The organism is Herbidospora sp. NBRC 101105, from assembly GCF_030269205.1.
GTDB lineage: Bacteria > Actinomycetota > Actinomycetes > Streptosporangiales > Streptosporangiaceae > Herbidospora > Herbidospora solisilvae.
Map to the genome: position 1 here is coordinate 41,693 of NZ_BSSX01000012.1, position 20,797 is coordinate 62,489.

A 20,797-nucleotide genomic window follows, 5' to 3' on the forward strand; every position below is an offset into this window, starting at 1 on the left:
GCGTGCTCCTCCTACGAGCCGACCGCGAACAGCAGGTATCGGGTGGCCGCCGCGCCGGCGAGCACGGCGACGGCGCACAGAGCCGTCACCACGCGGTTGCGCGGCAGCGCGAGCAACCCGGCGGCGGGCAGCACCAGGCCGGCGCCCACCGCCACACCCCAGAACAGCGGCGCGGAACCGCCGGTCGTGAGTTCAGCCAGCAGCAGCCGGTCGTCGGGCCGACCGGCCAGCGCGAGCGCCTCCACGGCCAGCGCCACCGCCGAGGCCGCCAGCAGTCCCAGCAGAGCGGTCCGCCCCTCGCCTCCCAGCAGCACGACCACGGCCGCGCCCATCAGCAGGGCGGTGAGCACGAACAGCACCCCCGCGCCCCCGGCCAGCGGGGACGCCCACGAGCGGGCGAGCAGCGCCGCCGGATAGAGGGCGAGCGCGAAGCTCACGGCCAGGAGCAGGACGGCGACGACCCTGGTGAGGCGGGTGAGTGGCCGGTCGGGTGGCCGGCGACGCTCGACGGCGTGGACGACGAGGAGGAGCAGCAGGATCTTCAGCGCGATCAGCTTGGCGCCCCACGAGATGGGCGAGGCGAGATTGTCGAAGCGGACCAGCATCAGATGGAACCGCTCGGGCCGCCCCAGGTCGACCACCAGCAGGACGCTGATCGCGACCAGCGCCACCAGCGCACCCCATGCGCCGACCCGCTCCAGCCGGGCCGACGCGCCCGACCGGCCGACCCACCAGGTCATCAGAGTGAGCCCCGTCGGCAGCCCCACCAGCACGACATAGGCCGCCAGCAGCGGGCCCCACGCGACCGTCACGCCGGCTCGCCGGACAGGTCGGCCGTCGTGTCGACCTGCACGCCTTGGGCTTCGATCAGCGGAAGCGCGTTCTTGGGGTCGACGTAGAGGACCTTCGGCCGGGTGCCCGCCGACTCCTTCCACACGGTGATGTCGTTGGCGGCGGCCCGGACGGCGATCTCGCTCTCCGGGTCGTCGAGGTCGCCGAAGACGCGGCAGTTCGTCGGGCAGGCGTCCACGCACGCCGGTTGCCGTCCCTCGGCGGTGCGGTGGTCGCAGAACGTGCACTTGGCGGCGGCGCCCCGGTCCTCGTCGACGTAGATGGCGTCATAGGGGCAGGCGGCCATGCAGGCCCGGTTGAGGTTGCAGTCGCCGTCCTCGATCGTGACCTGGCCGTCGTCGAGCCGGACGACCGCGCCCGTCGGGCACGCGTTGAGGCAGGGCGCGTCCTCGCAGTGGTTGCACAACACCGGGATGAAATGCCGGGTGACCTTCGGATATGCGCCCTCCTCGACGTATTTCACGGTGTCGCGGAAGTTCCCCAGCGGGACGTCGAACTCCGCCTTGCAGGCGACGGAACAGGCGTGACAACCGATACACGTGCGCAGGTCGATGAGCATGCCGAGACGGGCCATGGAAATCCCTCGCGGTATTCGGACGGCGGCGTTCCGGAGGGTAAATCGGGATTTTTCGCCCAGTCAACCGCGTTCGTCATCAACCCAGCTCGGGAAATTCACGAATCCTTTTGAATGTTTGACTGCTCCTTTTCTATGGGGAGCCCGGCGACCTGCCACTCGAGCATTCCCTCGTTCAGCCGGGCCGCCGGAATGCCGTGCGCCCTCAGGACGCGCACCGCCTCCGGGGCGAAGACGCAGTAGGCGCCCCGGCAGTAGGCCACCACCTCCGCGTCGGGCGGCAACTCGTTCAGCCGTTCCGGCAGGTCGTCGATGGGGATGCACACCGCCCCGGGGATGTGGCCCGCGTCGTACTCGCCCTGGGGGCGGACGTCGAGGATCGTGACACGGCCGGTCTCGGCGCGTCGCAGCAGTTCGTCGCGGGTCACCTCCTCGGTCTGCTCTCCCAGGTAGGCGACCACGGCGACCTGGACGTCGGCCAGCCGGGTCGCGGCCACATCCCGCAACCGGGCATAGAGCTCGACGACGTCGTCGCCCGCCAGGCGATAGAGCACCCGCTGGCCGTCGCGCCGGGTGGCGACCAGGCCGCCGTGGCGGAGGGTCTGGAGGTGCGCCGAGGTGCTGGTGACCCCCATTCCGGCCGTGTGCGCGAGGGCCTCCACGCTCTGCTCGCGCTGTGCGAGCAGGTCAAGCAGCTCCAGGCGCTTGCCATGACCAAGAGCTTTACCGACCCGTGCGATCTGGTCGAAAAGGGAGGCTTTTCTCTCGCTGTCTCCGACCATATAATCCTCCAATGAGCAATGGATTAATGGATGCATGGAGGAGTATAGCTTTCGGCGGGGCGTCTGTCCCGTAATTCGACTGGTCAGAGCCGCACCGAAAAGATCGATTCGATTCGACGGGAGCACACCATGACCAACACCGTTGTCGTCCTGGGAGCCGGAGCGGGCGGCCTCACCGTCGCCGAAGCCCTCCGCGAACGGCTGCCCGGCACCGACCGTGTCCTGCTGGTCGACCGTTCCTTCGACGGAGTCCTGGGCCTGTCACTGCTCTGGGTCATGCGCGGCTGGCGCACCCCCGAGAAGGTCCGGGTCAGGCCCACCCCCGAATCCCTGCCCGGCGTCGAGATGATCCGCGCCACGGTCGAGCGCGTCGACCCGGACACCCGCCGGGTGCACACCGACTCCGGCGTGCTCGACTGCGACGCGCTGGTGGTCGCCCTGGGCGCCGAACTCGACGAGGGAGCCGTACCGGGACTGACCGAGGCCCTGGACAGCGGCCGGGCCGGCGAGTTCTACACCCTCGGCGGCGCCGCCGCGATGCGCGAGAAGCTGACCTCGTTACGGCGGGGCCGGCTGGCCGTGCTGGTCGCGGGGGTGCCGTTCAAGTGCCCGGCCGCGCCCTTCGAAGGCGCGCTGCTCGCGGCCGACCTGCTGACCGAGACCGGGGTACGCGACCAGGTGACCATCGACGTGTTCACCCCCGACCCGCTGCCGATGCCGGTCGCCGGTCCGGCCGTCGGCCAGGCCCTGGTCGGCATGCTCACCCAGTCGGGCATCGGCTTCCACGGGCAGCACACGATCCAGTCGGTCGCCGACGGCGAACTCGTCTTCGCCGGCGGCGTCCGGGAACGTTACGACCTGCTGGCCGTGGTGCCGCCGCACCGGCCGCCGGCGGCGCTGGGCGGGTGGCTCCCCGTCGCCCCGCGCACGTTCGCGACCGCGTCCGCCGGGGTCTGGGCGATCGGCGACGCCAGCGCGCTGATGCTGCCGAACGGCAAGCCGCTGCCCAAGGCCGCGGTCTTCGCCGAAGGGGCCGCCGACGTCGTGGCGAACGGCGTCGCGCGGCATCTGGGATACGAGGCGCCCGACCCGTGGTTCGACGGGCGGGGCGCCTGCTACATCGAACTCGGCGACCGGATCTCGGCGAAGGGCGAGGGGGACTTCCTGCGCGAACCCGCGCCCGAGGTGACCCTCTTCGACCCCTCGCCCCTGTTCCACGAAGAGAAGGCCGATCAGGAAGGCAACTGGCTCAAGCGCTGGAACGCCTAGCACGACACCCCTCCAGCACAAGACGGGAAAGGCAAGGTAGACATGACCACCGACAACGTGACCACGGTGCTCGCCGAGTTCGCCCGAGTCGCCAAGGCGCTGGCGAATCCCGTCCGGCTCCACCTGCTCGACCTGCTCTCCCAGGCCGAGCGCAACGTCGAGGACCTGGCGACCGCGGCGGGGGTGCCGATCGGCAACACCTCGGCCCAGCTGAAGGTGCTGCGGGACGCGGGACTGGTGTGCAGCCGCCGGGACGGCACCCGCATCTACTACCGGCTCGCCGGAGACGACGTCGCCGCCCTGTACGCCAGCCTCCGCCAGGTGACGCGCAGGCGGGCGCCGGAGGCGGAGGCTCCCCGGGTGGTGCCCCTGAGGGTGGCCGCATCGGATGCCACGATCACCCGTGAGGAACTGCTGCGCCGCCGAGGGGACGGCCGGACCCTGCTGATCGACGTCCGTCCGGCCGTCGAATATCTCGCCGCCCACATCCCGGGCGCGATCTCCATGCCCGTCGAGGAACTGCGCACCCGGGTGGAGGAGTTGCCGGTCGGCGCCGAAGTCGTCGTCTACTGCCGCAGCTCCCACTGCCTGCTCGCCCGGGAGGCGTTGTGGCTGCTCAAGTCACACGGCCGGTGCGCGCGCCGCCTTGAGGAGGGCATGCTCGAATGGCGCCTGCAACGCTTCCCGCTGGCCTCCGGCCGCCCGAAACCCCGCCGCCAGCTGCCGGTGACCCCGGTACGTGAGCGGGAGCACTCCGCCGTGCGCGGCGCCTGACACCGTCCTGACCTCGTTGTGAAAGTTGACGCTAACGAAAGGTGCTGCCTACTCTCGTAGTCATTCAGGGGTCTCGCCCCCTGGCTAGGATCTGACTTCATGAATGGTGACGTGGACGAGGTGCTGCGGGCGATCGCCGAGCCCCGCAGGCGGGCGATCCTGCGTCTGGTCGCCACCGAAGAACTTCCTGCCGGCCGCATCGCCGAGCATTTCGAGGTGACCCGCTCAGCCGTCTCCCAGCACCTGCAGATCCTCAAGGACGCGGGCCTGGTCCTGGAGCGGCGTGACGGGACCAAGCGGATCTACCGGGCCAGTGAAGACGCGCTGGCCCAGCTCCGTGAGGTCGTCGAGTCGTTGTGGCGCGAGAGCATGGCGCGGGCCCGCGACTCCGTCGAAGGTCACGACGGGTTGCGCGATGAACAGGTGGCGGGCTGATCCGTCTGGCAGACTTGCCCCTGTCCGTCCGCCGCACGCAGGGGTAGCGCCGATGACCAGCCCGGCCGAGACCAACGTCGAACCCATCCGCCACGCGGTCAACGTCGAGGCCGACCAGTCCCGCACGTTCAGTACCTTCACGCGGAAGCTGGCGACCTGGTGGCCCGTCGAGGCGATCGCCATCGAACCCGGCCGCGTGCGTGACGTCTGCCTCGAGGAGCACGTGGGCGGGCGCATTTACGAAATTCTCGACGACGGCCAAGAACGCGACTGGGGGCACATTCTCCGGTGGGATCCGCCGAATCTGGTGTCGTTCACGTGGGAGGTAATCCAAACGCCCACGCTCACCGAGGTCGAGTTGCTATTCAAACCTCTGGGGCCGGCTTTGACGCGGGTGGAAATGACCCACAAGGGCTGGGAGAACCTCACCCCGCTGCTCATGGAGTCCTACCTGGCACACCAGTCTGGCTGGGCATTCATTCTGAGCCGGTTCGAGGCGCAGGTCAACGGCTGATTCGCCGTCAACCTATTCAATAGATCCTTTTAGAATTTGTTTGCGCACGTCGCAGACTTTCTGTCGAATCCTCGGTTGACACCCCTTTTCGCGATGTTATTTGTTGCCTTCTGTGGCAACGTCGCATTCCCTTGTGAGATCGGCACTCCGCCGCCCGCTCACCCTCCAACCCGAAGATCTTGATCTCGGCGCGCGCGGTTTCCGGCTCGCCGACCCGGCGGTCGCGCCGGTGCTCGATTCGGTGGTCGCCGCCTTCGCCTCCGGGTACAACGGGATGCTCTCCCGCGATCCGGCCGAGCTCGGCGTAGAGAGGCTGAGCGCGCGGGTCCGCGGCTTCGCCTACGAAGGCGCCGCGATGAGCGCCGTCATCCTCGACCTAGTAGCCTTCGGCGGCGGCCGGCGTCTGCGCGAACTCGACCGGGTGACCGGCGGGCGCTACGTTCACCTGCTGCTGGTCGGCGCCGGCTGGGCTTTCGCGCGCCTACGGCTGCGGCCCTGGCGCGGGGTGCGGTTCGGGCCGCCGGTGCTGCGCTGGCTGGCCTGGGACGGCTGGGGCTTCCACCAGGCGTTCTTCCACCCGGTCAAGGTGTTCGGCAACGGCTGGATCGAGGCTCGGGTACCGGAAGCGTGCCGCGCGATCCGTGACCAGGGCGCGGGGCGGGCGTTGTGGTTCTACGCGGGCGCCGAACCCACCCGTGTCGCCGAGGTGATCGACGGTCTCCCCGCAGGCCGCCGCGCCGACCTGTGGGCGGGCATCGGGCTGGCGGCGGCCTACACGGGGGCCCAGTCGCCGGAGGCGCTGAACCGCCTGGTCACAGCTGGCGAAAGCTACGCCGCCGCGCTGGCGCAAGGAGCGGCGTTCGCGGCCAAGGCGCATCTGCTGTCGGGGATCGTCACCGACGAGACCGCCTCGGCCGTGCAGATCCTCACCGGTGTCGACGTGCCGGCCGCCGCGCGGTGGACCGACGACGCGCTGGCCGCGCTCGACGGCCGCCCGGACACCCCCGAAACCTACGAAGCCTGGCGGGCCGGTGTGCGGCACGCCTGGGCCTCCACCCTGGGAGAGGTGACACGGTGACGTCCCCGATCAGAAGACGCCTGGTACAGATCGTTGCGGTCGTCCTAGTGCTGGCCGGCTGGCAGGTGGCCCGCCCGCCCGCCGCCGCGCCCGCGACGGCCGACGCGCTGGCGAAGGGTTTCTCCTTCCAGCGGCTCCCGTTGAACGGCGAGGCCACGGAACGCTCCATCCGGGTCGTCGCACCGGCGTACAAGAAGATCGACCACTGGATCTCCTCGCTCGGCGGCGCGGTCGCGCTGGCCGACGTGGACGCCAACGGCCTGCCCGACGACGTCTGCCTGGTCGACCCCCGCGACGACTCGGTCCGGCTGCTGCCCGCTCCCGGCACCGGCGCCCGATACGCCGCCCGCCAGCTGACGGCGGGGGCGCTGCCCTACACCACGGCGATGGCGCCCATGGGCTGTGTGCCCGGCGACTACAACGACGACGGCCGCACCGACCTGCTCGTCTACTTCTGGGGCCGCAGCCCGATCCTCCATCTGAACTCGGGCGCCGGCTTCACGCCGACGGAGATGGTCACGCCGTACGAGATCTGGAACACCAACGCGGTCTCGCTGGCCGACTTCGACGGCGACGGCCGGACCGACGTGGCGATCGGCAACTACTTCCCCGACAACGCGCGAATCCTCGACCCGACGGCCGTCCAGTTCCAGATCCAGATGCAGGACTCGATGTCGGGGGCCTACAACGCCGGACGCAACCGCATCCTGCTCGCCCAGGGCCAAGGCCGCTTCGCCGAGGCCGCCGGAGCCTTCGACGCCGAGATGGGCGACGGCTGGACCCTCGCGATGGGCGCCCAGGACCTCGACCATGACGGCCGCCCGGACCTGTACGTCGCCAACGACTTCGGCCCCGACCGCCTGCTGCGCAACATCTCCACCCCGGGCGCGCCGCGCTTCGAACTGATGGAAGGGATCCGGCACTTCACCACGCCGAAGTCCAAGGCGCTGGGCTGGGACTCCTTCAAGGGCATGGGCGTCGCCTTCGGCGACCTCAACGCCGACGAGGTGCCCGACATGGTGGTCAGCAACATCACCCAGAACTACGGCCTGCACGAGAGCAACTTCGCCTGGCTCAGCGCCGACGGCGTCGCCTTCAAGGCCGAGGGCACCGCCTCCTACGACGACCACAGCGAACAGGTCGGCATCTCCCGCTCCGGCTGGGGCTGGGACGTGAAGATGGGCGACTTCGCCGGAACGGGCGACCTGCAGATCGTCCAGGCCACGGGCTTCATCAGGGGCGAGACCAACCGCTGGCCGGAGCTGCAGGAACTAGCCATGACCAACGACGCCCTGCTGGTGAACCCGGACATGTGGCCGCGCTTCCAGATCACCGACGACCTGTCGGGAAGCGACCCCGACCGCTTCTTCGTCCGCGATGAGAACGGCCGCTTCCACGACCTGGGCGGACGGCTCGGCCTCGACGACGGCGGCCCGACTCGCGGCATCGCCCTGGCCGACGTCGACCACGACGGCCGCCTCGACTACGCCATCGGCAACCAGTGGCGGCAGTCGCACTTCTACCGCAACACCAGGACCACCGACCTGCCCCACCTCGGACTGACGCTGACCCGCCCGGCCACCTGCCAGGGCACCGCCACGCCGACACCGGCCATCGGCGCCGCGGTGCGGCTGCGTTCGGGCGCGGCCGGGGTCACCACCGGCCAGGTGTACCCGGCCGCCGGGCACGCCGGGGTCTCATCGCCCGAGCTTCTGTTCGCCCTGTCCGGACCGGCCGCCGACGCCACCCTCACCTGGCGGGATGCCTGCGGAGTCCGGCACAGCGCCGACACGCGGCTGACCTCCGGATGGCACACGGTCCTGCTCGGCAACGACGGAACCGTCAAGGAGACCCGATGAAAGACCCCCGCGTCATCGCGCTGCGCCGGTTCGCGATCTCGATCACGGCGTTCAACATCCTCGGCCACGCCGTGCTCGGCTTCGAGCAGGCCTACGTCACCCCGCTGGCGGCGCTGGCCGCCGCGTACATCCTGGAGATCGGGCTGGAGTGGCTGGACGCCACGGCGACCGGGCGCACGCCCAAGTTCCGGGGCGGCGGCTTCAAGGGGCTGGTCACGTTCCTGCTACCGGCCCACATCACCGCGCTGGCCTGCGCGATGCTCCTGTACGCCAACGACCGCCTCGCCCCGGTGATCTTCGCGGTGATCGTGGCCATCGCCTCCAAGTACCTGATCCGCATTCGGCTCCACGGCAAGTTCCGGCACGTGCTCAACCCGTCGAACTTCGGCATCGTCGTGGTGCTGATCGTCTTCCCGTGGGTGAGCATCGCGCCCCCGTACCACTTCACCGAGTGGATCAGCGGGCCGCTCGACTGGGTGCTGCCGGCGTTCATCCTGGTCTCCGGCACGGTGATCAACGCCATGCTCACCAAGAAGATCCCGCTCATCCTCGGCTGGGTCATCGGCTTCGCCGCACAGGCGGTGATCAGGACCGGCATCGACGGCACGGCCACGGTGACCGCGCTGACCGTCATGACCGGCACGGCGTTCATCCTGTTCACCAACTACATGATCACCGACCCGGGCACGACGCCCGTGAAGCCCGCCAACCAGGTCGCCTTCGGTGTGGCCACGGCGGCGGTCTACGGCCTGCTGGTGCACGTGCACATCGCGTTCGGCCTGTTCTTCGCCTTGGTCATCGTCTGCGCGCTGCGCGGCGCGGCCCTCGGGGTGATCTCGCTGCGCGCCCGTGCCGAGAGGCCTGCCGAGGAACCCGTGCCACAGCTCGTCGCCACCGCAAACAGGACGTGATCCCGTGTACGACCGCGCCACCATCGCCATCGTCGGCGCCGCCTGCCGCTATCCGGGCGCCGACGACCCGGACCAGCTCTGGGAGTCGGTCCTGTCCCGGCGTCGCTCCTTCCGGCCCATCCCGCCGTCCCGGCTGAACCTGGCCGACTACACCGGCGACCGCGACGGCACCTACGCCAGGTTCGCGGCCGTGCTGGAGGGCTGGACCTTCGACCGGGCCCGCTTCCGCATCCCCGGGCCGGTCCACCGGGTCACCGACACCGCCCACTGGCTCGCCCTGGAGGTGGCCGCCGACGCCCTGGCCTCCGCCGGGTACGCCGACGGCGCCGGGCTCGACGGGGACCGGGTCGGCGTGGTCGTGGGGAACACCATGAACGGCGAGTTCAGCCGCGCCAACGGGCTGCGACTGCGCTGGCCGTACGTCCGCCGGGTGATGCAGCAGGCGTTGACCGAGGAGGGCTGGGAGGCGCCCGAGCTCGCCAGGTTCCTGGCAGGCGTCGAGCACCGCTTCAAACAGCCCTTTCCCGAGCCGAACGACGAGAGCCTGGCGGGCGGACTGGCCAACACCATCGCCGGGCGCATCTGCAACCACTTCGACTTCCGCGGCGGCGGCTACACCGTCGACGGCGCCTGCGCCTCGTCGCTGCTGTCGGTCGTCACGGCGGGCAACACGCTGCGCGCCGGGGCGGCCGACGTCGTGATCGCCGGAGGCGTCGACCTCAGCCTCGACCCGTTCGAGCTGGTCGGATTCGCCCGGACCGGCGCGATCGCGACCGACGCCATGCGGATCTACGACGAGCACCCGACCGGCTTCTGGCCCGGCGAGGGCTGCGGCATGGTCGTGCTCATGCGGGCCGAAGACGCGCTGGCCGAAGGACGGGCCCCGCTCGCGCTGATCCGCGACTGGGGCGTGTCGTCCGACGGACGGGGCGGCATCACCCGCCCGGAACAGGCGGGCCAGCTGCTCGCGGTCGGCCGGGCCTACGAACACCTCGACTACGGCCCCGAGGACGTCGCGCTGTTCGAGGGCCACGGCACCGGCACCGCCGTCGGCGACGCCGTGGAGATCGCCACCCTGATCGAGGCGCAGCGGGGCAGACGGACCACGACTCCCGCCGCGCTCGGCTCGATCAAGGCCAACATCGGCCACACCAAAGCCGCCGCCGGGCTGGCCGGGCTGCTCAAGGCCGCGATGGCGCTGCACCGGCAGGTGCTCCCGCCGACGACCGGCTGCGACACAGCCCATGCGGGTCTGCGCGCGGAAGACGCTCCCTTGCGGGTGCTGGCGGACGCCGAACCCTGGCCGCAGGACCAACCCCTGCGGGCCGGGGTAAGTGCGATGGGCTTCGGCGGCATCAACACCCATGTCGTGCTGGAATCGGCGGCAACGATCCGGCGGGCCGCGCTCACTCCACGCGAACGCCTGCTCGCGCACCGGCCGCCGAGCCATGAACTGGTCCTCCTCGGGGCCGACACCCGCGACGAACTGCGGCGAACTCTGGAGCGGATCGTCGCGGCGTCGTCGACGATGGCGTTCGGCGAGCTGGCCGATCTTGCGGCCAGCAACCTCCCCGGCGAGCGGCCCGCCTTCCGGGCGGCACTGGTGGCCGCCGATCCCGCGCAGCTCGGCGAACGCGCCCGCAAGGCCGTCGCCGCACTCGACGACGGCTTCACGGTCTTCCCCGGCGGCGCGGTGGGGGAAGGGCCGGCCGGCCGCGCCGGATACCTGTTCACCGGTCAGGGCGCGGGGGTGCCCGCAGGGCCGGGGGCACTCGGCGGGTTCGATCCCGAACTGGCGGCGTACTTCGACGGCGGCGTCTCGGACACCGTCGACACGGCGGTGGTCCAGCCGGGGGTGGTGCGGGCCTCGATCGCGGGGCTGCGCTGGCTGAGCTCCCTCGGCGTCACCGCGCACGCCGCCACCGGGCACAGCCTGGGAGAGATCACCGCGCTGCACTGGGCCGGCGCGCTCACCGAAGCACAGGCCGTCGAGCTCGCCGCCGTCCGAGGCAAGATCATGAAAGCCCACGGCACTCCGGGGACCGGCATGGTCTCCGTCATGGCCGACCGGAGCCTGGCCGACACGCTGATCGCGGGCACCCGCCTGGTGGTCGCCGCCGAACACGGCACCTCCCACGTGGTGGCCGGGCCTGAGGAGGACCTGGCCGCGCTGATGACCCGGTGCCGGGATCGCGGGGTGACCGCGCGGGCGCTGCGGGTCAGCCACGCGTTCCACTCACCCGCCTTCGCCGAGGCGCGTCCGGTGCTCGCCGAACACCTGCGCGACCTGGACTTCGGCGCGGTCCGCCGTCCGGTGTACTCCACCGTGCTGGGCACCCGCCCGACACCGGAGACCGACCTGCGGGACCTGCTGACCGAGCAGCTCACCGCGCCCGTGAGGTTCGCCGACGCCGTGACCGCCCTGGCGGAAGACTGCGACCTGCTGGTGGAGATCGGCCCGGGGCAGTCGCTCACCACACTGACCACCGCGCTGACCTCACTCCCGGTCGTGGCGATGGACGTCGGAAACCCGTCCGCGGCGGCGCCTCTCCAGGCCGTCGCCGCGCTGTTCGCGCTCGGCCTGGTGACTGACCCACGGCCACTCTTCGCCCATCGATCGCACCGCCCTTTCGACCTGTGGCGGGAGCCGCGATTCCTGGAGAACCCCTGCGAACAGGCGCCCCAGGTGGAGGCGGGATACGAGCCGCTCGTCACCGAGGCCGTTCCGGAGGTCCGGACGGCCTCCGACGACATTCCCGGGACCGTTCGTGAACTGGTCGCGGGATTGCTGGAACTTCCCGTCGAGGCCGTCGGGCAGGACGACCGGCTGCTCAGCGACCTGCACCTGAACTCGTTGCGGGTGGTGCAGCTCGCCGGGGAGGCGGCCACGGTGCTCGGCCGGGCCATCCCGGCCGAACCCCTGATGTCGGCCGACGTCTCCGTCGCCGAACTCGCCGCGCTGATCGCCGCGCTTCCGGCGGCCGACGAGAGCGAACCGCCGCTGGAGGGGGTGGCGAGCTGGCATCGGCTGCTCGTCGAGGACACCGAGCCCGTCGAACTGGCCCCCGCAGACCGCCCGCATGCGTGGCGGATCAGCGGCCGGGGGCCGTTACGAGAGGCACTCTCGCTCCGTTCGGGCTCTGGAGCCGAACTCGTCTTCCTCCCGGAGGACCCCTCCGATGACGACGTCGCCACGCTGGTCGCGGCCGTCCGCACCGGATCGCCGGTGACCGTCGTCGACCATGGCGACAGCGCGTCGGGGTTCCTGGCCTCGGTGCGCGCCGAAGATCCCGGCCGGTGGTTGCGGTGGATCCGCGCCCGCGACGCGGAATCGGTCGCGACCGTGCTCGCCGCCCCGTTCGAGGGCCCCGTCGAGGTGCACGCCGAGAACGGTGTGAGTGTCCCGGTCTTCCGCCCCGCACCGGCCGGCACTGGCGGACCCCCGCTGACCTCGGAGGACGTCGTGCTGGTGACAGGCGGCGGGAAGGGCATCGGCTTCCGGTCGGCTCTGGCCCTCGGTACCGCCTACGGATGCCGGTTGCTGCTGCTCGGCCGCGCCGACCCGTCCTCCGACGAGGAACTGCGCGCGAACCTGGCCGCGCTAGCCGAGAACGGCATCCGGTACGCCTACCTCCGGGCCGACCTCGCCGACCCGGCCGCCGTGCGGCGGGCGATCGACGAGCCGGTCACCGCGATCATTCACAGCGGCGGTGTAAACGAGCCCAAACGCTTCGCCGAACTGACCGACGACGACCTCGCCCGGCACGCCGCCGCCAAGTACCACGGGCTGAAGAACGTCCTGGCGGCGGTCGACGTCACGAGACTGCGCCATCTGGTCACCTTCGGGTCGGTCATCGGCCGCTTCGGCCTCGCGGGTGAGGCCCACTACGCCCTGGCCAACGGCCGCATGCGCGAACTCGCCCGCGTCCTCGCACTCCAGGCGCCGGGCTGCCGGGTCCGCAACGTCGACTGGACGGCCTGGTCGGGCGCGGGCATGGGGGAGCGCCTGGACGTGCTCGACGGCCTGCGCCGGTCCGGCGTCGACCCCCTCCCTGCCGAGCGCGGCGTGGAACTCCTCCACGAGGTGCTGACCTCCGACGGCGCGACCCTCCTGGCGACCGGCCGGCTGCCCCAGCTCGACCGTCCCGGTGACGCGGCGGGGCCGCTGCTCACCCGGACCCGGCTGCACGTCCCGGGTGTCGAACTGGTCGCCGAGGCCGACCTCGGGCTCGACACCCAGCCCCAGCTCCGCGACCACCTCATCGACGGGATCGCCGTGCTGCCCGCCGTGGTCGCGCTGGAGATCATGGCCGAGGCCGCCGCGACGCTCACCGGGCGGCGCGTCACCTCTCTGGGCGAGGCGAGCTTCGACCGGCCGGTCATCGTGCCCGCCGACGGAGCGAGAACGGTTCGCGTCTGCGCGCTGACCGGCCCGGACGGCGTGCGGGTGGTGCTGCGCAGCGACGAGAGCGGCTACGCTGCCGACCACTTCACCGCCGTCGCGGGCGTCCCACCCGACACCATCGAGCCGCTGCGCCGGGTCTCGGCGCTGCCACCGCACGACGGGGCCGATCTGTACGGGCCGACCTTCTTCCACGGCCCCGCCTTCCAGCGGGTCCGCCGCTACGACCACCTGGAGGCGACCGCCTGCGTCGCCGTCGTGGACGCCGCGACCCGCTGGTCACTGGACGGGACCCAGCTGGGCGACCCCACCTTCACCGACGCGACCATCCACGCGCTCCAGGTCTGCGTGCCCGGCCGTCGGCTGCTGCCGGTCGGCTGCCAGGCGATCACGGTGCATGAGGCCGGTCCCTACCCGCAGGAGCTGCGGCTGTCGGCCGTGGAGCGCCATCGCGACGGACCTGAGCACGTCTACGACGTGTCCGTGCACCACGCCGACGGCAGACCGGTGCTCAGTTGGAGCCGGTTGCGGCTGCGTGACATCGGCCCGCTCGAACCCGCAGGCGGCTGGCCGGCCGTGCTGCTCGGCCCCCTTCTCGAACGCGGGCTGGAGAGCCTGCTGCCCGACGTCAGCGTCAAGGTCGAGACAGGCCCCGGCCTCGACCTGGAGGTCACCGGCGCGGCCTCGCTGGGCTGCGCGATCGACCACGTGGCCCTCGACGCAGAGGAGCCGCCAGGGGAGCCCCATCCGATCACACGGCTCACCGGCGAGCCTGCCGCCTCCACGCACGCGCGGTTGCGCACGGCACGTTCCTGTCTGGCCGCGGCGGGCGACACCGGCGGGGTGCCGCTCACCGTGTCCGGGGTCTACGAGCAGGGATGGGTGCTGTTGCGCGGCGGGCCGCACCGGATCGTCTCGGCGATCGTGCGCATCGGCGGTGAACCCCGGCCGGTGGCCGTGGCCGTCCTTGTGAAGGGAACACCGTGAACCCCCACTTCGCCTACGAACATCTGGTGACCTTCGCCGACACCAACCTCGTCGGCAACGTGTACTTCGCCAACTACGTCGCCTGGCAGGGCGCCTGCCGGGAACGGTTCCTGGCCGACCACGCCCCCGGAGTGCTGCGCGGCCTCTACGCCGACCTGGCGCTGGTCACCGTGTCGTGCTCGTGCGAGTACTTCGCCGAGTTGCAGGCCTTCGACCAGGTGTCGATCCGCATGACGCTGCGCAGCATCGACCTCAACCGCATCGTCATGGGCTTCGACTACTTCCGCATCGGCAACGGCCCCGGCCAGCTCGTCGCCCGAGGCGCCCAGACGGTGGCCTGCATGCAACGCGTCGAGGGCGACCTCATCGCCATCGACGTCCCTCAGGAGCTCTACCAGGCGCTGGACGCGTTCGCCGTGCCGGGAAGCCGGCGGTGACCGGCGAACCCGTCGGGGTCGTCGGATGCGGCTCGATGGGCGCCGCCATCGCCGAACTGCTGCACCGCAGTGGCCATCGGCTGATCCTGGCAGGCGGGACCCGCCGGACCGCCGAGATGGTGGCCTCCACCTTGCCCGGGGCGATGGCCGCCGATCTGTCGACGGTCGTCGCACGGGCGCCGATCGTGTTCCTGGCCACCCGGCTGCGGGTGACCTGCCAGGTCATCGGCCCGCTGGCGGCGCGCGGCCTGGCCGGGCGGGTCGTCGTGGACGTCTCCAACCCCGATCCCGGCGACCTGCCGCCCGGCGGGCCTCGAACCTCGGCCGAACTCGTCGCCGACGCCTTCCACAAGAGCGCGGTCGTCAAGGCGCTGAACTGCGTCTCGGCCCGGCGGCTGCGCGCCGTCCGGCCCGGCGACGGTCTCACCGTGCCCATCGCGGGCGACGACCCCGGCGCCAAGGACGCGGTGACCCGCCTGCTCGGCGGAACCGGGCTGAACGTCGTCGACGCCGGGCCCCTCTCGGCCAGCACGTGGATCGAGTCGCTGGCCGCCTTCCTGCGTCACCTCGGCACCGAGCAGGGGTTCGGCGACTCCGTCGGATTCCGGCTCATCACCCCCCACGAGAAAGGACGGCCAACGTGACGGCCACCCAGCCCCAGTCCACCGCGCCCCCGCGCACGGACATCCCCGACCATCGGGGACGGATCGTGCTGTTCAGCTTCCTCGGCGGCTTCGCCCTGACCGTGTTGTGGTCGGCGCCCTTCGTCGACAAGGTCATCGGCGAGAACGTCACCAGCGCGATCATCGGCCATGAGGCCACCGGCGCGCCCATCGCCGGCGTGCTTTCCGGCGTGCTGTTCGCCTTCGCCAGCGGCCTCGGCGGCACGTTCACGGCCTGTAACATCGCCGCTCTCGGCGCGGTCGCGCCCATGCTCGGCGAACGCCGGTCCATCAAGGGCCGCATCACTCAGGCGCTTGTGCCCCTTGGATGGCTCGTCGCCGCGATGGCCGTCGTCTCGGCCCTGTACGGCGTCATCGTCGCCTTCTTCGGCACGAACATGCCGCAGTACTCCACCGCCACCGTCACCTCGGGGCTGGCCCCACGTCTGATCCAGTCGCTGGTCGTGTTCGGCGTCCTTGGCCTCGTCATGATCTATCTCGGGCTCGCGGCGCTGCACCTGGTGCCCGACCCGCTGGCGAAGATCTCGGCCCGCTTCCCGCACGCCCGGTCGCTGGTCATGGGCGTGCTCATCGGCCTGTTCCTCATCGGCCGCCCCTTCGGCCTGTACCGGCAGCTCTTCCGCGACGTCGCCGACAGCGGCAACCCCCTCTACGGCGCGCTGTCGTTCCTCACCCAGTCGCTGGGCAACATCGTCGTGCTCGCGGTGCTGTTCCTGCTGTTGGCGGTCGCCACCGGCGGGCAGGTCCAGCGCTGGCTCACCTCCAAGCCGGGCCGGGTCGCCGTGGTGGCCGGGTCGGCGCTGCTCATTGCGGGTGTCTTCACCTTCCTCTACTGGGACGTCCGGTTGCTGGCCCGGACCGGCGTCATCTGGTTCCCCACCATCACCTGGTACTGACGGAGGCTCGCCATGCGCTCATGGGCCATCAACAACCGCTACCACCACCTCGCCCTCTGGGTCTACCTTGTGATCGTCGTGGCCCACTGGGCCGAGCACATCTCCCAGGCGATCCAGATCTACGCGCTGGGCTGGCCGCTGCACGAGGCCCGCGGCGTCCTCGGGGTGCCCTTCCCGTGGCTGGTGCATTCGGAGTGGATGCACTACGGGTACGCGCTGCTCATGCTCATCGGGCTGATCCTGCTGCGGCCGGGCTTCACCGGCCGGGCCAGGACCTGGTGGACGATCTCCCTCGGCATCCAGGCCTGGCACCACCTGGAGCACCTGCTGCTCCTCATCCAGGCGCTGACCGGCTCGTACATCGCCGGCAAGGCGGTGCCGACCAGCCTGATCCAGCTCCTCATCCCGAGGGTTGAACTGCACCTGTTCTACAACAGCATCGTCTTCATCCCGATGGTGGTGGCGATGGTGCTGCACATGCGGCCCCGGCCGGAGGAACGGGCGGCGATGGACTGCAAATGCGCCACCCGTTCGCTCGTCCCGGCCCGCTGACCGGCTCATGCCTTCCTGGCGTACTGGGTCTGCGCGTTGAACTCCTTGAGCTTCACGTCCTTGGCCGACCGCAGGCCTGGGTCGCTCAGATCCAGCACGTCCAGGCCCTTCTGGGTGTCGGTCACGTAGACGTGGCCGTTGTAGTAGTACGCCGACCACGCGCCGCCGAGCATGAGTTGCTTGTCCGACAGCGGCGGCCGGTCGAAGTAGCCGATCTCCCTGGGCCGGCGCGGGTCGGTGAACTCCCAGATCGACACACCGCCCTGATACCAGGCCTGCACCATGACGTCGCGCCCGGCGACGGGCACCAGGGAGCCGTAGTGGGCCACGCAGTTCTCGGTCGGTCCCTGCTCGCGGGGGATCTTGTAGTAGCTCTGCTTGACCAGTCTGCGCTTCTCGATCGTGTAGACGGCGTTGGCGCCCTTCTCCGCGCCGACCATTTTGTTGCAGGTGGGGGCCATGCCGCCGCCGAGTTCGTCGGTGAAGACGACCTTGTCGCCCTTGTCGTTGAACAGCGCGGAGTGCCAGAAGGCGAAGTTCTCCACGTCGCGTTCGGTGTCGATCACGCGGGGCTTGAGCCGGTCGGAGATGTCGATCAGGATGCCGTCGCCCATGCACGCCCCGGCCATCAGGTCCTTGTCCGGGTAGGCGGCCAGGTCGTGGCAGCCGCTGGTCGGGAACCAGGTGGCGCCCTCGTCGCCCGGGTTGCCGCCGCCGGGGAAGAGCACGGGCTGGGCGGCGATCCTCGCCTTCTCCGGCGACTTGACCGGGACCTTCACGATCGCGATGCCGTGGTGCGGCGGCTGGCAGGTGGGGTTGGTCGGGGCGGGGCCGTAGGAGGAGACGTACAGCAGGACCGAGTCCTTGTCCCGGCCCTCGCCGGGCACCAGCGTGTTGGTGTGCGATCCGCACGGTGTGCGCACGGCCCCCACGTAGCGCGGGTTCGACTTGTCCTTGATATTGAAGATCTTGATGCCCTCCCACGCCTGCGGGTCGGCCGGCGAGGCGGGCGTGCTCTTGCAGGTGTCATCGCTGCGCGGGTCGTCGGTCGACAGGAACAGCAGGTCACCGTGGACGGACAGATCGTTCTGGGCTCCCGGGCACAGGACCTGGCTGACCAGCTTCGGGGCGGTGGGGGTGCGGATGTCGTACACGACGAAGCCCTCGAAGTTCCCGGCGATCGCGTGATCGCCGGTGAAGGCCAGATCCGTCATCGGCGCCATCGGTGCGGCGAACGGGCCGGGCTTGGGGATGTTCGCCACCTGCTTGACATTCGGACTGTTGAGCACCGGGTCCGGCGCCGGGGAGGGCGCGGCGGCGCTGGGCGCGCTGCCGAAGGCCAGGGCGAGGACGGCCAGCGCGCCGCCCACGCGTAAGGGGGTTCTCCGGTTCATGACTTCCAGTGGAGTACTTTATAAATATATAGTCAATATCGTTCGCCGAGAGATTCCATGGAGGCGGGGTCCGCCGCATCGCGGATATACGCCCACCGCCAAGTGACAGTTGACGCTTTCGGAAGCAGCCACTAACGTTTAAAACCATACAGTGATCTTTCGGCCGGGCCTGGAGCGCGCGAGGCGCTGCCCGACCCTTCCCCCCTGTCTGGTTGGAGTGACCATGACCGACGTCTCCTCGCAGTTCCCCAAGGACCGCCAACGCTGGACGCTCATCCTGGCCTCGTTCGCGTCCTTCATGGTCGGCCTCGACGTCCTCGTCGTGACCACCGCGCTGCCGACCCTGCACGAGGAGCTCGGCGCCGGCGTCGCCGGGCTCGGCTGGACCGTCAACGCCTACGAGCTGGGCTTCGCGGCGTTCATCCTGACCGGCGCCGCGCTCGGTGACCGGTTCGGGCGGCGGAACCTGTTCGTCGCGGGCATCGCGATATTCACGCTGGCCTCGGCCGTGTGCGCGCTCAGCACCACCATCGAGACCCTGATCGCGGCCCGCGCGGCGCAGGGCATCGGCGGCGGCATCGCCATCGCGCTGGCACTGGCGGTCATCACCGACGCCACCCCGCCGCAGGAGCGCGGCGCCGCCTTCGGCATCTGGGGCGCCATCTCCGGTGTCGCCGTGGCCGCCGGGCCGCTGGTCGGCGGCCTGGTCATCCAGGGCTTCGCCTGGCAGTGGATCTTCTGGCTGAACGTCCCCGTCGGCATCGCGCTGATCGTGCTGAGCATGATGCGCATCGCCGACACCCGCGGAGCAGTGCGCGGCATCGACGTCGTCGGGCTGATCCTGTCGACGCTGGGCGTGTTCGGCATCGCGCAGTCGCTGATCCGGGGCGGTGACGTCGGCTGGACCGAACCGACCATCCTCATCGGCTTCATCGGCGGCCTGATCGCGCTGGTCCTGTTCGTGTACTGGCAGACCAAGGCCCCCAGCCCGATGATGCCGATCGGCATGTTCGCCAACCTCAGCTTCACCGGCGGGTGCATCGCGGGCTTCGTGCTCGCCGCCGCCCTCTACGGCAACGGCTTCGTGTTCGCCCAGTACCTGCAGCTCGCCGAGGGCAACTCGCCGCTCGGTGTGGGTCTGCGCATGCTGCCGTGGGTCGGCCTGGCCATCTTCATCTCCCCGATCGCCGGGAAGCTGGCCGACAAGATGGGCGAGCGCCCGCTGGTCATCATCGGCCTGCTGCTGCACGCCATCGGCTTCGGCGCCATCGCCTTCATGGCCGACGCCGGCACCGGCTACGGCCCGATGATCTTCCCGCTGCTGCTCGCCGGTGTGGGTGTCTCCATCGCCTTCCCGACCGTGGCCTCCGCCGTCATGCGCTCGGTGAACCCGATGGAGGCGGGCATCGCGGCGGGTGTCAGCAACACCGTCCGGCAGGTCGGCGCGGTCTTCGGTGTCGCCGCCGCGGCCGCCACCTTCACCGCGACCGGCGGCTACGGCAACCCGGAGAGCTTCGTCGACGGGTTCACCCCGGCCACGATCGTGCTCACCGTCATCACCCTGGTCGGCGTGCTGGCCGCCTTCATCATCAAACGGCCCGAGTTCGACATGGCGCCGTCCCCCGAGCCTTCCCCCATCCGCGAAAACTAACGAGAAGGGACACATCATGGGCAACCCCATCGCCTGGTTCGACCTCACCTCCAAGAACGCGGGCGTCTCCCGCAGCTTCTACTCCGAGGTCTTCGGCTGGAAGATCGACGTCGACCCCCAGATGGGCTACGGCATGGTCGACACCGGCTCCTCCGAGGGCATCCCCGGCGGCATCGGCGAGAACGCCGACGCGGCCCCCGCCCTGGTCGTCTACCTCGTCGTCGACAACGCCGAGGAGACCCTCAAGCAGGTCGAGGCCAACGGCGGCCAGCGCGACGTGCCGCCGTACGAGATCCCGGGCATCGGCACCATGGCCACGTTCAAGGACCCCGACGGCATCACCGTCGGGCTCTGGCAGCGCTGAGCCCCGCATGAGCGCCGATGAGATGGGCGGACAGCCCCCGGACGAGGAACTCGACGTGGTCCTGCGGGCCATCGCCGACCCGACCCGCCGGGCGATCCTGCATCTCATCGCGTCCACGGAACTTCCGGCCGGGCGGATCGCGGAGCACTTCGCGGTCACCCGGTCGGCGGTTTCCCAGCATCTGAAGGTCCTGCGGGAGGCCGGCCTCGTGGTCGAGCGCCGGCAGGGCACCCGCCGCCTCTACCGGGCCAGCCAAAGCACCCTGTCCAAACTGCGCGCCTTCCTCGAGGACATCTGGTGGGCGGGGTTCGCGCGGGCCCGGGTCGAGGCGGAAGACCGAGACCCAAAAAAAAATGACTCCATGACGGGGTGGCCACGCGAGG

At 70.6% G+C, this 20,797-nt stretch carries 18 protein-coding genes and 1 pseudogene; 15 read left to right on the forward strand and 4 right to left on the reverse strand.

What is annotated here, in order from left to right; translation table 11 throughout:
* Nucleotides 1-11: 11 nt before the first annotated feature.
* The 3 genes from nrfD to QSK34_RS37250 all read right to left on the reverse strand — a co-directional run bounded on the left by nrfD (nucleotide 12) and on the right by QSK34_RS37250 (nucleotide 2,208).
* The gene (gene nrfD / locus QSK34_RS37240) at nucleotides 12-812 is read right to left on the reverse strand and encodes an NrfD/PsrC family molybdoenzyme membrane anchor subunit (protein WP_285591490.1); all 801 of its coding nucleotides are present in this window, start codon (nucleotides 810-812) and stop codon (nucleotides 12-14) included.
* A complete protein-coding gene (locus QSK34_RS37245; protein ID WP_285591491.1) occupies nucleotides 809-1,426 on the reverse strand; it encodes a 4Fe-4S dicluster domain-containing protein in 618 nt (205 codons plus the stop codon). The genes nrfD and QSK34_RS37245 overlap by 4 nt, the downstream gene beginning before the upstream one ends.
* Before the next feature lie 98 nt (nucleotides 1,427-1,524).
* Nucleotides 1,525-2,208: an ArsR/SmtB family transcription factor gene (locus QSK34_RS37250; protein ID WP_285591492.1), complete on the reverse strand. Its 684-nt coding sequence runs from the start codon at nucleotides 2,206-2,208 to the stop codon at nucleotides 1,525-1,527.
* 129 nt (nucleotides 2,209-2,337) lie between these two features.
* Here QSK34_RS37250 and QSK34_RS37255 point away from each other — a divergent pair, with 129 nt between their 5' ends.
* The 12 genes from QSK34_RS37255 (at nucleotide 2,338) to QSK34_RS37310 (ending at nucleotide 17,005) form a co-directional block, all read left to right on the forward strand.
* The gene (locus QSK34_RS37255) at nucleotides 2,338-3,477 is read left to right on the forward strand and encodes an NAD(P)/FAD-dependent oxidoreductase (RefSeq protein WP_285591493.1); all 1,140 of its coding nucleotides are present in this window, start codon (nucleotides 2,338-2,340) and stop codon (nucleotides 3,475-3,477) included.
* 42 nt (nucleotides 3,478-3,519) lie between these two features.
* Nucleotides 3,520-4,251, forward strand: coding sequence for an ArsR/SmtB family transcription factor (locus tag QSK34_RS37260; protein WP_285591494.1), 732 nt, complete (start codon nucleotides 3,520-3,522; stop codon nucleotides 4,249-4,251).
* 99 nt (nucleotides 4,252-4,350) lie between these two features.
* Nucleotides 4,351-4,686, forward strand: a complete 336-nt coding sequence (locus tag QSK34_RS37265) for an ArsR/SmtB family transcription factor (RefSeq protein ID WP_285591495.1) — start codon at nucleotides 4,351-4,353, stop codon at nucleotides 4,684-4,686.
* A gap of 52 nt (nucleotides 4,687-4,738) precedes the next feature.
* The gene (locus QSK34_RS37270; protein WP_285591496.1) at nucleotides 4,739-5,200 is read left to right on the forward strand and encodes an SRPBCC domain-containing protein; all 462 of its coding nucleotides are present in this window, start codon (nucleotides 4,739-4,741) and stop codon (nucleotides 5,198-5,200) included.
* A 133-nt stretch (nucleotides 5,201-5,333) separates the two neighbouring features.
* Nucleotides 5,334-6,278: a DUF1702 family protein gene (locus tag QSK34_RS37275; RefSeq protein ID WP_285591497.1), complete on the forward strand. Its 945-nt coding sequence runs from the start codon at nucleotides 5,334-5,336 to the stop codon at nucleotides 6,276-6,278.
* On the forward strand, nucleotides 6,275-8,137 hold the full coding sequence (locus tag QSK34_RS37280; protein WP_285591498.1) for an FG-GAP repeat domain-containing protein: 1,863 nt from the start codon (nucleotides 6,275-6,277) through the stop codon (nucleotides 8,135-8,137). The genes QSK34_RS37275 and QSK34_RS37280 overlap by 4 nt, the downstream gene beginning before the upstream one ends.
* Nucleotides 8,134-9,048, forward strand: a complete 915-nt coding sequence (locus QSK34_RS37285; RefSeq protein WP_285591500.1) for an enediyne biosynthesis protein — start codon at nucleotides 8,134-8,136, stop codon at nucleotides 9,046-9,048. The genes QSK34_RS37280 and QSK34_RS37285 overlap by 4 nt, the downstream gene beginning before the upstream one ends.
* A 4-nt stretch (nucleotides 9,049-9,052) precedes the next feature.
* Nucleotides 9,053-14,437, forward strand: coding sequence for a type I polyketide synthase (locus tag QSK34_RS37290; protein ID WP_285591504.1), 5,385 nt, complete (start codon nucleotides 9,053-9,055; stop codon nucleotides 14,435-14,437).
* Nucleotides 14,434-14,874, forward strand: coding sequence for an acyl-CoA thioesterase (locus QSK34_RS37295; RefSeq protein ID WP_285591506.1), 441 nt, complete (start codon nucleotides 14,434-14,436; stop codon nucleotides 14,872-14,874). The genes QSK34_RS37290 and QSK34_RS37295 overlap by 4 nt, the downstream gene beginning before the upstream one ends.
* Nucleotides 14,871-15,518 carry an NADPH-dependent F420 reductase gene (locus tag QSK34_RS37300; protein WP_285591507.1) on the forward strand — a complete coding sequence of 216 codons (648 nt, stop codon included), beginning with the start codon at nucleotides 14,871-14,873 and terminating at the stop codon, nucleotides 15,516-15,518. Before QSK34_RS37295 ends, QSK34_RS37300 begins: the two co-directional genes overlap by 4 nt.
* On the forward strand, nucleotides 15,515-16,453 hold the full coding sequence (locus QSK34_RS37305; protein ID WP_285591509.1) for a hypothetical protein: 939 nt from the start codon (nucleotides 15,515-15,517) through the stop codon (nucleotides 16,451-16,453). The genes QSK34_RS37300 and QSK34_RS37305 overlap by 4 nt, the downstream gene beginning before the upstream one ends.
* Nucleotides 16,454-16,465: 12 nt before the next feature.
* Nucleotides 16,466-17,005, forward strand: coding sequence for a hypothetical protein (locus tag QSK34_RS37310; protein ID WP_285591511.1), 540 nt, complete (start codon nucleotides 16,466-16,468; stop codon nucleotides 17,003-17,005).
* Nucleotides 17,006-17,010: 5 nt separating this feature from the next.
* Here the strand turns inward: QSK34_RS37310 and QSK34_RS37315 are convergent, their stop codons facing one another.
* The gene (locus QSK34_RS37315; RefSeq protein WP_285591513.1) at nucleotides 17,011-18,399 is read right to left on the reverse strand and encodes an LVIVD repeat-containing protein; all 1,389 of its coding nucleotides are present in this window, start codon (nucleotides 18,397-18,399) and stop codon (nucleotides 17,011-17,013) included.
* 223 nt (nucleotides 18,400-18,622) lie between these two features.
* On the opposite strand from QSK34_RS37315, the gene QSK34_RS37320 reads away from it, so the two are divergent.
* The 3 genes and pseudogenes from QSK34_RS37320 to QSK34_RS37905 all read left to right on the forward strand — a co-directional run.
* Nucleotides 18,623-20,050, forward strand: a complete 1,428-nt coding sequence (locus QSK34_RS37320; protein WP_285591515.1) for a DHA2 family efflux MFS transporter permease subunit — start codon at nucleotides 18,623-18,625, stop codon at nucleotides 20,048-20,050.
* Nucleotides 20,051-20,066: 16 nt separating this feature from the next.
* A complete protein-coding gene (locus tag QSK34_RS37325) occupies nucleotides 20,067-20,414 on the forward strand; it encodes a VOC family protein (protein WP_285591518.1) in 348 nt (115 codons plus the stop codon).
* A 22-nt stretch (nucleotides 20,415-20,436) separates the two neighbouring features.
* Nucleotides 20,437-20,676: pseudogene (locus tag QSK34_RS37905) on the forward strand (ArsR/SmtB family transcription factor); the annotation flags it as partial.
* Nucleotides 20,677-20,797 lie beyond the last annotated feature (121 nt).

Bases quoted from the DNA above. Each gene is read 5' to 3' on its own strand.
- QSK34_RS37245 (WP_285591491.1), bottom strand. From the start codon at position 1,426: ATGGCCCGTCTCGGCATGCTCATCGACCTGCGCACGTGTATCGGTTGT.
- QSK34_RS37250 (WP_285591492.1), bottom strand. From the start codon at position 2,208: ATGGTCGGAGACAGCGAGAGAAAAGCCTCCCTTTTCGACCAGATCGCA.
- QSK34_RS37255 (WP_285591493.1), top strand. From the start codon at position 2,338: ATGACCAACACCGTTGTCGTCCTGGGAGCCGGAGCGGGCGGCCTCACC.
- QSK34_RS37260 (WP_285591494.1), top strand. From the start codon at position 3,520: ATGACCACCGACAACGTGACCACGGTGCTCGCCGAGTTCGCCCGAGTC.
- QSK34_RS37265 (WP_285591495.1), top strand. From the start codon at position 4,351: ATGAATGGTGACGTGGACGAGGTGCTGCGGGCGATCGCCGAGCCCCGC.
- QSK34_RS37270 (WP_285591496.1), top strand. From the start codon at position 4,739: ATGACCAGCCCGGCCGAGACCAACGTCGAACCCATCCGCCACGCGGTC.
- QSK34_RS37285 (WP_285591500.1), top strand. From the start codon at position 8,134: ATGAAAGACCCCCGCGTCATCGCGCTGCGCCGGTTCGCGATCTCGATC.
- QSK34_RS37310 (WP_285591511.1), top strand. From the start codon at position 16,466: ATGCGCTCATGGGCCATCAACAACCGCTACCACCACCTCGCCCTCTGG.
- QSK34_RS37315 (WP_285591513.1), bottom strand. From the start codon at position 18,399: ATGAACCGGAGAACCCCCTTACGCGTGGGCGGCGCGCTGGCCGTCCTC.
- QSK34_RS37320 (WP_285591515.1), top strand. From the start codon at position 18,623: ATGACCGACGTCTCCTCGCAGTTCCCCAAGGACCGCCAACGCTGGACG.
- QSK34_RS37325 (WP_285591518.1), top strand. From the start codon at position 20,067: ATGGGCAACCCCATCGCCTGGTTCGACCTCACCTCCAAGAACGCGGGC.